Annotated in this window: 13 protein-coding genes; 8 read left to right on the forward strand and 5 right to left on the reverse strand. The window is 59.0% G+C overall.

The genetic code is table 11. The features are described from left to right. Nucleotides 1-27 precede the first annotated feature (27 nt). The 4 genes from dsbD to PPTH39_RS05185 all read left to right on the forward strand — a co-directional run bounded on the left by dsbD (nt 28) and on the right by PPTH39_RS05185 (nt 4,148). Nucleotides 28-1,770, forward strand: coding sequence for a protein-disulfide reductase DsbD (gene dsbD / locus PPTH39_RS05170; RefSeq protein ID WP_130871720.1), 1,743 nt, complete (start codon nt 28-30; stop codon nt 1,768-1,770). Beyond that, a complete protein-coding gene (locus PPTH39_RS05175; RefSeq protein ID WP_095039344.1) occupies nt 1,771-2,643 on the forward strand; it encodes a TlpA disulfide reductase family protein in 873 nt (290 codons plus the stop codon). Further along, nucleotides 2,622-3,395 carry a thiol:disulfide interchange protein DsbG gene (gene dsbG, locus PPTH39_RS05180; protein ID WP_095018979.1) on the forward strand — a complete coding sequence of 258 codons (774 nt, stop codon included), beginning with the start codon at nt 2,622-2,624 and terminating at the stop codon, nt 3,393-3,395. The genes PPTH39_RS05175 and dsbG overlap by 22 nt, the downstream gene beginning before the upstream one ends. 204 nt (nt 3,396-3,599) lie before the next feature. Continuing rightward, nucleotides 3,600-4,148 (forward strand): RNA polymerase factor sigma-70, encoded by a 549-nt coding sequence (locus PPTH39_RS05185; protein WP_095002740.1) that lies wholly within the window; start codon nt 3,600-3,602, stop codon nt 4,146-4,148. 21 nt (nt 4,149-4,169) lie between these two features. Here the strand turns inward: PPTH39_RS05185 and PPTH39_RS05190 are convergent, their stop codons facing one another. Then, nucleotides 4,170-4,961, reverse strand: a complete 792-nt coding sequence (locus PPTH39_RS05190) for a substrate-binding periplasmic protein (protein WP_095024086.1) — start codon at nt 4,959-4,961, stop codon at nt 4,170-4,172. A 189-nt stretch (nt 4,962-5,150) separates the two neighbouring features. On the opposite strand from PPTH39_RS05190, the gene PPTH39_RS05195 reads away from it, so the two are divergent. Together PPTH39_RS05195 and ppnP are read left to right on the forward strand one after the other, a co-directional pair. Next, nucleotides 5,151-5,693, forward strand: a complete 543-nt coding sequence (locus PPTH39_RS05195; protein ID WP_095002742.1) for a 3'-5' exonuclease — start codon at nt 5,151-5,153, stop codon at nt 5,691-5,693. Between the two features lie 79 nt (nt 5,694-5,772). Further along, nucleotides 5,773-6,054, forward strand: coding sequence for a pyrimidine/purine nucleoside phosphorylase (ppnP, locus tag PPTH39_RS05200; protein ID WP_130871721.1), 282 nt, complete (start codon nt 5,773-5,775; stop codon nt 6,052-6,054). A gap of 123 nt (nt 6,055-6,177) precedes the next feature. Here ppnP and PPTH39_RS05205 read toward each other — a convergent pair whose 3' ends face one another. Continuing rightward, nucleotides 6,178-7,935 carry an ABC transporter transmembrane domain-containing protein gene (locus PPTH39_RS05205; protein ID WP_130871722.1) on the reverse strand — a complete coding sequence of 586 codons (1,758 nt, stop codon included), beginning with the start codon at nt 7,933-7,935 and terminating at the stop codon, nt 6,178-6,180. Between the two features lie 252 nt (nt 7,936-8,187). On the opposite strand from PPTH39_RS05205, the gene PPTH39_RS23515 reads away from it, so the two are divergent. After that, entirely contained in the window at nt 8,188-8,364 is a 177-nt protein-coding gene (locus PPTH39_RS23515; protein ID WP_165446486.1) for a PA1571 family protein, read from the forward strand. A gap of 92 nt (nt 8,365-8,456) precedes the next feature. Here PPTH39_RS23515 and pdxB read toward each other — a convergent pair whose 3' ends face one another. Beyond that, entirely contained in the window at nt 8,457-9,599 is a 1,143-nt protein-coding gene (gene pdxB, locus PPTH39_RS05210) for a 4-phosphoerythronate dehydrogenase PdxB (RefSeq protein ID WP_095002744.1), read from the reverse strand. A 174-nt stretch (nt 9,600-9,773) separates the two neighbouring features. Between pdxB and PPTH39_RS05215 the strand changes: the two genes are divergently transcribed. Then, complete coding sequence (locus PPTH39_RS05215; protein ID WP_095018983.1) at nt 9,774-11,174, forward strand: MATE family efflux transporter; 1,401 nt, start codon at nt 9,774-9,776, stop codon at nt 11,172-11,174. A gap of 119 nt (nt 11,175-11,293) precedes the next feature. Here the strand turns inward: PPTH39_RS05215 and tusA are convergent, their stop codons facing one another. Together tusA and rlmM are read right to left on the reverse strand one after the other, a co-directional pair. Beyond that, nucleotides 11,294-11,542 carry a sulfurtransferase TusA gene (gene tusA, locus PPTH39_RS05220; protein ID WP_095002746.1) on the reverse strand — a complete coding sequence of 83 codons (249 nt, stop codon included), beginning with the start codon at nt 11,540-11,542 and terminating at the stop codon, nt 11,294-11,296. A 14-nt stretch (nt 11,543-11,556) separates the two neighbouring features. Then, nucleotides 11,557-12,636 (reverse strand): 23S rRNA (cytidine(2498)-2'-O)-methyltransferase RlmM, encoded by a 1,080-nt coding sequence (gene rlmM / locus PPTH39_RS05225; RefSeq protein WP_095018984.1) that lies wholly within the window; start codon nt 12,634-12,636, stop codon nt 11,557-11,559. Between the last annotated feature and the right edge of the window lie 160 nt (nt 12,637-12,796).

The following is a 12,796-nucleotide window of genomic DNA, read 5'->3' on the forward strand; positions in this document are numbered from 1 at the left end:
GTATCCGTACACTCCAAGGTTGGGCGCATGTCTCGTTTGTTTTTCTTTCTCCTGCTGCTGGTCGCCGGTTTTAGCCAGGCGCATGCCAATGAAGATCCGTTTGCACAAAAGCCGGACTTCCTTCCGGTCGCCAAGGCGTTTGTGTTCAGCAGCGAAGATCTGCCCTCTGGTGAAACCCGCCTGCAGTGGAAAATAGCCGACAAGTACTATTTGTATCAAAAACGCTTCAAGTTTGACGGGCTGGATGCCGCACACACACCCGAGTTGCCTAAAGGGCTGGAACACAGCGATGAGTTTTTTGGCGCCACAGAGGTGTATCGCGACAACGTTGCGCTAGTGATTCCGGCAGGTGCCAGCGGTCAGGTCAAGGTCAGCTGGCAAGGCTGCGCCGATGCCGGCCTGTGCTATCCGCCACAAAGCCGGACCATCGATTTGGGCGGCATGCAGTCTGCCGCAGCGCAGGGTCAGGCCCAGGACCAGTCGCTGGCGGCCACCTTGCAGCAGCGCTCCCTGGGCTGGAGCCTGCTGCTGTTCTTCGGCCTGGGCCTGCTGCTGGCCTTTACGCCTTGCTCGCTGCCCATGCTGCCGATTCTGGCCGGGCTGGTGGTGGGCAGTGGCGCCACGGCCGGGCGCGGTTTTGCCGTGGCCGGCAGTTATGTGATCAGCATGGCGCTGGTGTATGCCGGGCTGGGCGTGCTGGCGGCCCTGCTCGGCGCCAACTTGCAGGCGTTGCTGCAACAACCCTGGTTGCTGGGTAGTTTTGCTGCCCTGTTCGTAGTGCTGGCACTGCCGATGTTCGGTTTTTTTGAACTGCAACTGCCTGCCGGCCTGCGTGACCGCCTGGAAAGCGCCGGGCGTGGCCGCAAGGGCGGCAGCTTCCTGGGTGCGGGTATTCTGGGTGCTCTCTCTGGCCTGCTGGTGGGCCCCTGCATGACCGCACCGCTGGCCGGTGCCCTGTTGTATATCGCGCAAAGCGGCAACGCCGTTGAAGGTGGCCTGGTGCTGTTTGTGATGGGCCTGGGCATTGGCGTGCCGTTGTTGCTGCTGGTCACCGTGGGCAGCCGTTTCCTGCCCAAGCCCGGTGCGTGGATGAACCTGATGAAAGGCCTGTTCGGCTTTTTGTTCCTGGGTACTGCGCTGTTGCTGGTACGCCCGGTCCTCGATGAATCCTTGTGGGTCGGTTTGTGGGGCGTGCTGCTGGTCGTTCTGGCGTCCAGCCTGTGGCAACAGGCACAGGCATTCCTTCGCGCCAAACCGCTGTTCCGCCCGCTCAGCCTGCTGGCCGGACTGTGGGGCAGCCTGTTGCTGGTGGGAGCGGCCGGGGGCGGGACCGAGCTGTGGCAACCGCTGCAGGTGTATACCGCCACAACCGTGGCGGGCAGCACGACAAACTCCGCCCATGACGCCTTTATCACCCTCAAGGACCCGGCCAGCCTGGACCGCGAGCTGGCAGATGCCAAGGCAGCAGGCCAATGGGTGATGCTCGACTACTACGCAGACTGGTGCGTGTCATGCAAGGTCATGGAGAAGCAGGTATTTGCCAAACCCCAGGTGATGGATGCCCTGCAAGGCGTGCGCCTGTTGCGTCTTGACGTGACCGCCGATAATGTCGCCAGCCGCGAGCTGCTCAGCCGCTATCAAGTACCCGGCCCGCCCAGTTTTGTCTGGATCGGCCCCAATGGTGTTGAGCGGCGCGGACAACGCATCACTGGCGAAGTCAACGCCCAGACCTTTTTGAATAACTGGAACGCCACTCGGGAACTCCTCTAAATGCTGACCCTGACCATCGGTTCGTTTGCGCTGGCCATCAACCACTTGCTGCTGATACTGGCCCTTGCCCTGGCGACACTGGTGGGGTGGCGTGTGGCCAAACGCGGTGGTGAAAACCCCGAATCAGTGCTGTTCAGCCTGTTTTTACTGGGTTTGCTGAGCGCACGCATCGGCTTTGTGCTCAGCTACTGGCGCTACTTCAAGGACGACCCGCTGCAAATTCTCGACCTGCGCGATGGCGGTTTTTTACTGTGGCCGGGGTTGGTGGCGGTACTGCTGGGTGGGCTTATCTGGGGCTGGCGCCGCGTCGGTTTGCGTCGCCCGCTGGGTTGGGGGCTGGCCAGCGGGCTGGCGTTCTGGCTGCTGGCCAGCCTGTCGTCCAGCCTTTACGAAAAAGGCACGCGCCTGCCGGAAATGGTATTGCGCAATGCCAATGGCGAGTCGGTGCAGTTGAGCAGCTATCAGGGCGGCCCGCTGGTGATCAATCTGTGGGCCACCTGGTGCCCGCCGTGCCGGCGCGAAATGCCGGTGCTGCAAAACGCCCAGCATCAACATCAAAACGTGACCTTCCTGTTCGTCAATCAGGGCGAGAGCATGCAGAGCGTCAGCACCTTCCTTGAAACCCAGGGTCTGAACCTCAGCAACGTGCTGTTCGACAGCGGCGGCCAGTTGGCACAAAAAGTCGGTTCGATGGCCCTGCCGACTACGCTGTTCTACAGCGCTGATGGTCGACTGCTGGGCAGTCATTTGGGCGAGCTGTCAAAAGCCAGTCTGGCCCGGGCCATGGAGCCTTTCAATCTGAACCATTCAATGTCGGCCCAACAGGTCGACCCTGCAAGGAATGAGCAAAAATGTTTAACCGCAAACTGCTAACCCTGGGCATGGCCTCCCTGCTGGGAGCTGCGCTCCTGCAATCGCCTGTATTGCAGGCAGAAGAGCTGCCGCCGGCGATCAAGAAGATTGAAGCCAAGGGCGCAAAAATTATTGGCAGTTTCGATGCACCCGGCGGTTTGCGAGGTTATGCCGCCCAATACCAGAACCGTGGCATGGCGCTGTACCTGACCCCGGACGGTAACGTTCTGGTGGGTAATCTATATGATGCAGACGGCAAAGACCTGAGCCTGGCGCCCCTGCAGAAGCTGGTGTACGAGCCAATGGCCAAGCAGGTCTGGGGCGAAATGGAGAAGAGCAACTGGATTGCCGACGGCAAGGCGGATGCACCGCGCATCGTGTACTTGTTCAGCGACCCCAACTGCCCGTACTGCAACATGTTCTGGGAGCAGGCCCGCCCTTGGGTTGACTCGGGCAAAGTGCAATTGCGCCATATCATGGTGGGCATCATCCGCGAAGACAGCCCGGCCAAATCTGCCGCCCTGCTGGCCGCCAAGGACCCGCAGCAAGCCCTGCACGAACACGAAAAAGCCGGCAAGGCCAGTAGCCTCAAGCCCCTGGCCAAAATCCCGGCTGACATTCAAGCCAAGCTCGATGCCAATGCCAAGTTGATGGAAGAGCTGGACGTGGCCGCCACCCCGGCCATTTTCTACCAGGACGCACAAGGCAACCTGCAACAGCAGCAAGGCGCGCCATCGCCGGAGAAACTGGTCCAGATACTGGGGCCCAAGTAAAACCCGAGGGCTGCGATCGCGTTACAAAGCGTTCGCAGCCCACGCCGATGCTGGCGTGAGCCATGTCTCAGTTCACCACCTACAGCGCTATTAATTCTATTTCTCAATTGACAATCATTATCATTAAGCCTAGCTTGTGAACAGCTGTGTAGGACGCTTCCCACGAAGAGGTCCTCACTCACTCATTCGCAGCAGGTGATCTCCATGACGGAACCAATGTCCACAGGCAAGTGCGACTCACCCCTACTTCAAGCCTTTGTTGATAACCGACTGGTCCTGGTCAAAATCGCAGCCCGCATAACGGGCTGCCGATACCGGGCTGAAGATGTGGTTCAGGATGCCTTCTTCCGTTTGCAGTCCGCGCCGCAGATCACTTCATCGTTCAAGGCACAACTGAGCTACCTGTTCCAGATCGTGCGTAACCTGGCAATTGACCACTACCGCAAGCAGGCGCTGGAGCAAAAATACTCCGGCACCGAAGAAGAAGGCATGAACGTGGTGATCCACGGCGCCTCCCCGGAAACCTCGCTGATCAATTTCTCGACTCTGGAACATATCGCGGTGGCACTCACCGAGCTGCCAAGCCGTACCCGTTATGCCTTCGAGATGTATCGCCTGCATGGCGTACAGCAAAAAGATATTGCCAAGGAACTGGGCGTATCTCCCACCCTGGTCAACTTCATGATCCGCGATGCCCTGATCCATTGCCGCGCAGTGTCGGGCACCCACGCAGATACCTACGCGCGGCGTTGATACAACCGGGCTTGCACCTTCCTACATCTCAACCACGGCAATTTTGTAAGGCGCAAAAATCGCCTTCAACTGGCCGTTGTCGCGCAGCTTTTGCAGCATTTGTGCAAACTGCTGACTCTGGATCGGTGCCTGTGGCCGCAGCAGGGCGAAGTGACGATAAGTCTGATCGATACGCTCTGACACCATCACCTTCGCCTTGGCCTGCGGGTCGCAGCCCAGCATGTCGATCAGGTTGGAACGTGTCATCAAGGCAATATCCGCCCGCCCCCTCAAGACCATCAATAAATTGCTTTCGTGGGAATAGGTCAGGGTTGCGCCGAAGGTCTCGGTGAGAAATTTCGGCGAGGCGTTGAACCCGGCAAAAGCATAGTGATAGCCGCTGTACAGGGCGAGGCGCTTGCCCTTGAGGTCATCAAAATAGCCTTGTTCACGGTCAGGATGCTGCCGGGCAACAAACACTTCAGCGTCTTCCAGGCCCATATCAACTGCAGCATAGGAGAACGCCTGCCAGCCCCAGGCCGGGTTCTCGAACATCAGCATGTCCACCCGCCCACGCTCGAAGTCACGCACACGCCGGGCAATGGAACTGGGCACAAGGACAAAGCGGTAGTCGCCTTGCAACTGGTTGAGGGCTGCAAGCAGTTGCGACAACAGGCCCGTGTCGGTGCCGCGCTCGGGACGTACGATATAAGGCGGAAAGTGCGCAGCTCCAACCCTGATTTCCTGAATCGCCCACACCGGTGCCAGCCAGCCCATTCCCAGGGTCAGCAACAGGCTGTGGGCCAATTGAATTGGCGAACACTTCAAAACCATACACACCTGACGCCGTTCATGGCTGGAACTTATTGATCGACACACGACCTGAGATCGGGCACGCACACCATTAAAGCGCATATAGACTAGCAAGCAAGGGGTCGACTGGCCCACTACAAAATAAGCACCGTGCTCAGTGTTTTAGCTACGCTCCAACTTCAACGCCGATGCTGTTAAAGGAAGCTGCACATGCCTCACTGGCTGGTAATTGACCTGGAAGCCACTACCGATGATGGCGGCTGGCCCCTGGAGGAAATGGAAGTGATCGAAATCGGCGCCAGCGTGGTCACCCGCGCAGGTCGTGAGGTGGATCATTTTCAGCGATTTATTCGCCCGCAACGTCGTCCGCTGTTGACCCCTTTCTGTCGGCAACTGACCCGCATCACCCAGGCCAAGATTGATGCCGCTGCATCGATGCCTTTGGTTTGGGAGCAATTTGAACGCTGGCTCGGCCAGCACCTGCCCAAGCTTGAAGGCTGGGCCAGCTGGGGCGATTACGACCGAAAACAACTGGAACAGGAATGGCAGCACAAACAACTGCACAGCGCCCTGCAGCAATTGCCGCATATGAACCTCAAGCAGCAATTTGCCAGGGCTCGCCAGTTAAAGCAGCCGCTGGGCCTGAACAGCGCGTTGCAACTGGCCGGAATGCAATTCAATGGTCAACAGCACCGGGCCCTGGAAGATGCCCGTAATACTGCGCGTTTATTGCCCCTGGTGCTCAAGGGGTGACGGCCATAAAAGGGCGTGACGGGATAAAACCGCTTCTGCATACTGGCCAGCCCTTTTTAGCCCATTCCGAGGAATCGCCATGTTTAAAGTCAACGAATACTTCGACGGCACCGTCAAGTCGATTGCCTTCGCCCAAACCGAAGGCAAGGCCACCATTGGCGTCATGGCTGCAGGTGAATACGAGTTCGGCACCGCCGAGCGTGAAATCATGCACGTGGTCTCGGGCGAGCTGAGCGTCAAGTTGCCGGGCAGCAGCGAATATGAAACCTTCAAGACCGGCAGCCAGTTCAACGTGCCGGCCAACAGCAAGTTTCAGCTCAAGGTCGCAGTGGATACCGCCTACGTGTGTGAGTACCGCTAAATCTCCCTCTGGCAGCAACTGTCTTGATGCTGCCATGTGGGAGCGGGCTTGCTCGCGATACAGACGACCCGGTCTGTCTGTTGAATCGCGTTGATGCCATCGCGAGCAAGCCCGCTCCCACAGCTACACCCCTACGTTGAACTGCAACGCCGCCAACCGTGCATACAGCGGGTTGGCGGCGATTAATTGGGCATGGGTGCCGATGGCGACCAGCTTGCCCTGATCCATTACCGCGATACGATCAGCGTTTTGCACGGTGGCCAGACGGTGGGCAATCACCAGTGTGGTACGGCCTTGCATCAGGCTCGGCAAAGCCTGCTGGATCAGATGCTCGCTTTGGGCATCCAGGGCACTGGTGGCCTCGTCCAGCAACAGGATCGGCGCATCCACCAGCAACGCCCGGGCAATCGCCAGACGCTGGCGCTGACCGCCCGACAAGCCCAGGCCACCATCACCCAGGTGAGTTTTATAGCCCTCAGGCATTTGCAGGATAAAGTCGTGGGCGTGGGCAATTCGCGCCGCCGCTTCGACTTGCTCATCGCTGGCAGCAGCATTGCCATAACGGATGTTGTCTTCAATGGTGCCGAAAAACAGCGCAGGTGTTTGCGCCACCAGGGCAAAACAACGACGCAGGTCTTGCGGGTCAAGCTGAGTGATCGGCTGCCCTTCAAGCAGGATTTGCCCTTGTTGCGGATCGTAAAAGCGCAGCAACAAGTCGAACAATGTTGACTTGCCCGCCCCGGAAGGGCCGACCAGCGCCAGGGTTTCTCCCGCATTGATCGTCAGGCTCAGGCCATCGATCGCATGGCTTTCGGGCCGTGAAGGGTAAGAAAAGCGCAAGTTTTCAAGCTGCAAATTGCCCTTCACCCGTGCGGGTAACACGCGCAAATCCGTGCTCGGTGGCAGGATCAAGCTTTTCGCCTGCAACAGCTCGGCAATTCGCTCGGCCGCGCCCGCTGCCTGTTGCAACTCGCCAATCACTTCGCTCAGGGTGCCGAATGCGCTGCCCACCACCAGGCTGTAAAACACAAAGGCGGCCAGCTCGCCGCCGGTGATGCGCCCGGCGATCACGTCCATGCCGCCGACCCACAGCATCACCCCCACGGCGCCCAGCACCAGCAAGATCACCAGCGTGATCAACCACGCCCGTTGCAGGATGCGTTTGCGGGCAGTGGCAAACGCCTGCTCCACGGTACTGGCAAAGCGTTGCTGGTCTTGCTGTTGATGGTTATAAGCCTGCACCGTCTTGATCTGGCCCAGGGCCTCGGCGACATAACTGCCGACATCAGCGATACGGTCCTGGCTCTGGCGCGACAGACTGCGCACCCGGCGACCAAAAAACAGGATGGGCACCAGCACCAGTGGCAAGGCCACCACCACGATACTGGTGAGCTTGGGGTTGGTGACAAACAACAGCACCACGCCGCCGATCACCATCAGGCTGTTGCGCAGGAACAACGACAGCGATGAACCGATCACCGACTGCAGCAAGGTCGTATCCGTGGTCAGCCGCGACTGGATTTCCGAGCTGCGGTTGTTCTCGTAGAACCCCGGGTGCAGACCGATCAGGTGATTGAACACCTGGCGCCGAATATCGGCGACCACCCGTTCACCGATCCATGACACCAGGTAAAAGCGCACGAAAGTGCCCACTGACAAGCCCAGCACCAGCAACAGAAAAAAGCCGATGGACTGGTTTAGCAAATGCGCTGACTGGGTCATGAAACCCTTGTCGACCAATAGACGGATGCCCTGCCCCATCGACAAGGTAATACCCGCCGTAACAATCAGCGCCAGCAGGGCGCCAAGAGCCTGCCAACAATAGGGTGCAATAAAATGCGCTGCCAGACGAATGGCGCGGCGATGACGGGAAGAAAGCATGGGAGGGTATCCGCAGTGAGGATCAGCGTAAAAAGCCTTACACAGCCTACAACGAAGTTCGCCTAAAACCGGTAAATCTTTCTCACTCGTTTTGAATATGACCTGTCACCACAAACCCTAGACAGTAATGTTCTAAAGTCGGGCTGGAAGTTTCAGGATATTTCTGTTGGACTGGGGTGGTCGCCAAGTTTGTAACAGCTTGGTCATTAAGCGGATCTACAGTAGCGCTACACCCTGATGAGGAGACAGGCCATGGATTTGCAACAGAACGCTCAAGCCGTACCGGTGATTCGTACCCAGCCACAGCAATCTCTGGGGTGCGCGTTTATCGACGAGAATGGTCAGGAGATCCTGATCACCGAGGCGATGATTCAGGACGCCTGCCATGAGCTGGAGCAACGCCTGGTCACGCCATCACGCAAGGGCTGATCCTTGCCAACAAGACCCTGTACATGATTAAACAGCATTCGCGTCACTGACCGGCCTTACTGCGTAGGGCCGGTTTTTTTAGGCCTGCACATTCAGACCGGCACGGCGCCCAAGGCTTTTACCAGTTGCTTCAGGGCCACTGAATCACCCGCGATATGCACCGGCAAGCCTTCAATTTCGCGGCGAATCGGGTAGTTTTTGCGCAGTCCGTCGAATGCCAGCTTTTGCTCCTGGACGGTTCCACTCAAACTGCGGCGAAAGTCGGCATCGTCACGGCGCGGGTCGTACACACCGCGACAGAGCATGGCCAGGGCCCATGCCGGGTCGCTGTCAGCACTCAGTTCAACCTTGGCCAGCCAGGGGGACGGCAGCAGGTCGGCCAGTTTGACTTCAGGGCTATGCCCCAGAAAATCGCACAATGCCTGATAAATCTGTGCCGTACCCCGCTGTTTGCCATCCAGGCTGTAGCCGGCAATATGCGGGGTGGCCAGCACGCACAGATCCGCCAGTTCGCGGTCTACTTGCGGCTCACCCTCCCATACATCGAGTACCGCTTGCAGATCATCCCGGCGGGTCAAAACTTCACGCAGCGCGGCATTATCCACCACCGGGCCGCGGCTGGCGTTGATCAGCCAGGTACCCGGTTTCAGCTGTTCCAGCCGCTGCTGATCAAGCAGATGCCAGGTCGGGTAATCGCCGGTCCTGTCCAGCGGCGTATGCAGGCTGAGTACATCGCACTGCTCGATCACGTGCTCAAGGCTGACATAGTCACCGCCCTCGGCCGCCGCCCGCACCGGGTCGCAAACCAGCACATTGAAGCCCAGTGAACGCAAGACGTTGACCAGGCGACCGCCCACTTCACCGGCACCAATCACGCCGTAGGTGCGCTGGGTCAAGTCGGCGCCTTCGATTTCAGCCAGCGTCAGCAGGCTGCCAAGCACGTAGTCCACGACGCCACGGGCATTGCAGCCAGGAGCACTGGACCAGTGGATACCAGACTGCTGGAAGTAGTCCAGCGCCAGGTGATCAGTGCCGATGGTGCAGGTTCCGACAAACCGCACTGCACTGCCTTCGAGCAGTTCGCGGTCCACTTTGGTCACCGAGCGCACCAGCAAAACATCGGCATCGTGAACGTCTGCACGGTTGATCTGGCGCCCCGGCAAGCGGCGTATTTCACCGAAGTCAGCAAAAAATTCTTCGATCAGCGGAATATTTTCATCAGCAACAATCAACATGGCAGGCTCCTTTCGCGGAGTGGCAGTGTAGGCGTTGTTACGCGCAATGGGCCAGCCGGGTGTGCAGGTACTTGCGGGCACGTTTACAAAGGGCCTACAACTCGCTATTAACTGACCACATGGTCAGGCGTACAATCCCCGGCTTTGCGCGTTTAACCCTGTGGATACAAGCCAGTGAACTCTGTGACTCACCCCCCCTCTTCCCTCCCTGTCAGCCGCCCGGCCCGGGTACGCACCGAGGTGCGCGCGCTGTTGGCGCTGGCATTTCCCATCATCATTTCGCAGATCGCAACCACGGCCATGGGTTTTGTCGATGCCGTGATGGCCGGGCGCGTAGGCCCTCGGGATCTGGCCGCCGTGGCACTGGGCAACTCGATCTGGGTTCCGGTGTTTTTGTTGATGTCCGGCATTCTGCTGGCGACCACGCCCAAGGTCGCCCAGCGGTTTGGCGCCAATGCACACGGCGAAATCGGCCCCATCGTACGCCAGGCACTGTGGCTGGCACTGATTACCGGCCTGTGCGCAGCGTTGATCCTGATCGCGGCCGAGCCGCTATTGCATCTGATGAAGGTCGACCCTGAGCTGATCACCCCCAGCATGGGTTACCTGCACGGGATCGCCAGCGGTATGCCCGCCGTGGGGCTGTATTGCGTGTTGCGTAATTTCAGCGATGGCCTGGGAAAAACCCGGCCAAGCATGATCCTGGGGCTCAGTGCCCTGGCACTGAATATCCCGATCAACTACATCTTCATCTATGGCCACTTTGGCGTCCCGGCCATGGGCGGCGTGGGCTGCGGCTGGGCCACGGCCATTGTGATGTGGTTTATGGCTCTGGGCATGGTGGTCTGGACGTTCAGAGGGGCCATCTACCAGTCGAGTAAGGTCTACAGCCATTTTGAATGGCCAAAATGGGCGATCCTCAAGCGTTTGCTCAGTGTGGGCTTGCCGATTGGCATCGCAGTCTTTGCCGAATCGAGCATTTTTGCGGTGATTGCGCTGTTGATCGGCAGTTTGGGGGCCACGGTGGTGGCGGGCCATCAAATCGCCCTGAACTTCAGTTCGCTGGTCTTTATGATTCCATACTCACTGGGTATGGCGATTACCGTGCGCGTGGGTCAGGCCCTGGGCCGCCAGCAACCGCGCGAGGCACGCTTTGTAGCGGGCGTGGGCATGGGCACCGCACTGGTCTGGGCGGCGATTTCCGCCAGTCTGATCCTGCTGCTGCGTGAGCAGATTGCCACCGTCTACACCGCCGATCCCATGGTGATCGAGGTGGCGACCATGCTGTTGATGTTTGCTGCGCTGTATCAGTTTTCGGACGTGATCCAGGTCACCGCTGCCGGTGCCCTGCGCGGTTATCAGGACACACGAGTGACGATGATCCTGACCCTGTTTGCCTACTGGGGGATTGGTTTGCCGGTGGGCTACGCCCTGGGGCTGACCGACTGGTTCGGCCCGGCCAATGGCCCGAGCGGGCTATGGCAGGGCTTGATCGTTGGCCTGACCTGCGCGGCACTGATGCTGGGTGTGCGGTTGGCGCGCAGTGCGAAAAAACATATCCGCCGCCGCACATAAATGCGGTGGCAGCGGGCTTGCCCGCGATGGCATCAGCGTGGTTTGCCTGACAGACCGTGGCGCCCTGCATCGCGAGCAAGCCCGCTCCCACAAGACCGGCGCAATTGCTATGGGCGCCGTCAATCCTGCTTCTTGCGGATCCAGTACAGGTACGTGCCCGCCTCTTCCTGCTGGCCCACCAGCTCATGGTCCAGAAACACGCAGAACTTGGGAATGTCGCGGCGGGTCGAAGGATCCGTCGCAATGACTTTCAACAAGCCACCCGGCGCCAGGTCGCGAATATATTGGTGCAGCATCATCACCGGCTCCGGGCAGTTCAGGCCGGTAGCGTCCAGGGTGCCGTCAACCGGCAGGTCGGTAAAACTCATCACTTACTCCCCGATCAGCGAGATTTGGTTTTTTTAACGTCCAGTCGACGCAAATGGCAGGTCACTTCTTCACGGTCGTGGTACAGCTGCTTGCAGCCGATTTCAACCTGAATGCCGCGTGCCTTGAAACCGTCTGCAATACGGTCGAGCAAACGGCGTACTTCGGCGTAACGCTGTTTCATCGGCAGCTTCAAGTTGACTACCGCTTCACGGCAATGACCTTCACCAATCCACTCTTCGAGCATGGCCGCATTGCGCGCCGGTTTCTCCACAATATCGCAGACCATCCAGTCCACCGGCTGCTTGGGCTTGAAGGTAAAGCCATCGGCCATCAAGTGCTGCACCAGACCGGTATCCATCAGGCTTTCAGCCATAGGGCCATTGTCGATGGCAGTCACGATCATGCCACGGTTGACCAGTTGCCAGGTCCAGCCACCCGGCGCAGCGCCAAGGTCAACACCGGTCATGTCGCTGTGCAGGCGCTCGTCCCACTGGTCGCGGGGGATAAAATGGTGCCAGGCCTCTTCAAGCTTGAGGGTTGAACGGCTAGGCGCTTCGCGGGGGAATTTCAGGCGCGGGATGCCCATGGGCCACATGGCCGAGTTGTTGGCCGGGGCCAGGCCAAGAAACACTTCACGACCACTTTTAAACGTCAGCAGCAGGCGCGGTTTGCTCCCGTCCTCTTCTTCAGTCAGTTTGCCGGCCTTGATCAGCGCTTTGCGCAGATGACCGTCGAACTTTTTGCAGAAGTTGGACAGTTCCTTGCCGTCATTGGTGTCGACGATTTCCAGCCACAGGCTGCCACACACCGGGAAGTCGGCCATGTGTTCGAGGATCACGCTGATCCGGTCGGTCTCCGGCAGTTCGACAAAGCCGCCACGAGCCCATTGACGCGGGAAAATCAGTTCGGCAAAACGCAAGCTGTTCATCAGCCGTTCAGCGCCGCCCTCTTCAGTGCACACAAACTCGGCACAGGCAGTGCCAGGCTTGGCCTTGGCGTAGCCAGCCACATTAAGGCGGGCGGCGTGCTCGGCGATTTCCGAGCAGACTTCGCCTTCAAACCCGGGCCGGCAGTGCATAAAAACGGTGTTCATTGAATTACTCCTGGGCAGCAGGCAGGAATTGCCCGGCTGCGCATCCTTGATTTGGCGCAAGGACTGTCACGAAAAGGTCGGCATGATAGCCGAGTTCGGAACCTTGAACCCGCATAGACAGTCCAGTTATTAGCCACAGCCCCTAATCAGAGCTAGGTTA

The organism is Pseudomonas bubulae, assembly GCF_900618535.1.
Classification (GTDB): Bacteria; Pseudomonadota; Gammaproteobacteria; order Pseudomonadales; family Pseudomonadaceae; genus Aquipseudomonas; species Aquipseudomonas bubulae.

Bases quoted from the DNA above. Each gene is read 5' to 3' on its own strand.
- PPTH39_RS05205 (WP_130871722.1), bottom strand. From the start codon at position 7,935: ATGCTTTCTTCCCGTCATCGCCGCGCCATTCGTCTGGCAGCGCATTTT.
- PPTH39_RS05175 (WP_095039344.1), top strand. From the start codon at position 1,771: ATGCTGACCCTGACCATCGGTTCGTTTGCGCTGGCCATCAACCACTTG.
- tusA (WP_095002746.1), bottom strand. From the start codon at position 11,542: ATGAGTTTTACCGACCTGCCGGTTGACGGCACCCTGGACGCTACCGGC.
- rlmM (WP_095018984.1), bottom strand. From the start codon at position 12,636: ATGAACACCGTTTTTATGCACTGCCGGCCCGGGTTTGAAGGCGAAGTC.
- PPTH39_RS23515 (WP_165446486.1), top strand. From the start codon at position 8,188: ATGGATTTGCAACAGAACGCTCAAGCCGTACCGGTGATTCGTACCCAG.
- PPTH39_RS05185 (WP_095002740.1), top strand. From the start codon at position 3,600: ATGACGGAACCAATGTCCACAGGCAAGTGCGACTCACCCCTACTTCAA.
- pdxB (WP_095002744.1), bottom strand. From the start codon at position 9,599: ATGTTGATTGTTGCTGATGAAAATATTCCGCTGATCGAAGAATTTTTT.
- PPTH39_RS05190 (WP_095024086.1), bottom strand. From the start codon at position 4,961: ATGGTTTTGAAGTGTTCGCCAATTCAATTGGCCCACAGCCTGTTGCTG.
- dsbD (WP_130871720.1), top strand. From the start codon at position 28: ATGTCTCGTTTGTTTTTCTTTCTCCTGCTGCTGGTCGCCGGTTTTAGC.
- PPTH39_RS05195 (WP_095002742.1), top strand. From the start codon at position 5,151: ATGCCTCACTGGCTGGTAATTGACCTGGAAGCCACTACCGATGATGGC.
- ppnP (WP_130871721.1), top strand. From the start codon at position 5,773: ATGTTTAAAGTCAACGAATACTTCGACGGCACCGTCAAGTCGATTGCC.
- dsbG (WP_095018979.1), top strand. From the start codon at position 2,622: ATGTTTAACCGCAAACTGCTAACCCTGGGCATGGCCTCCCTGCTGGGA.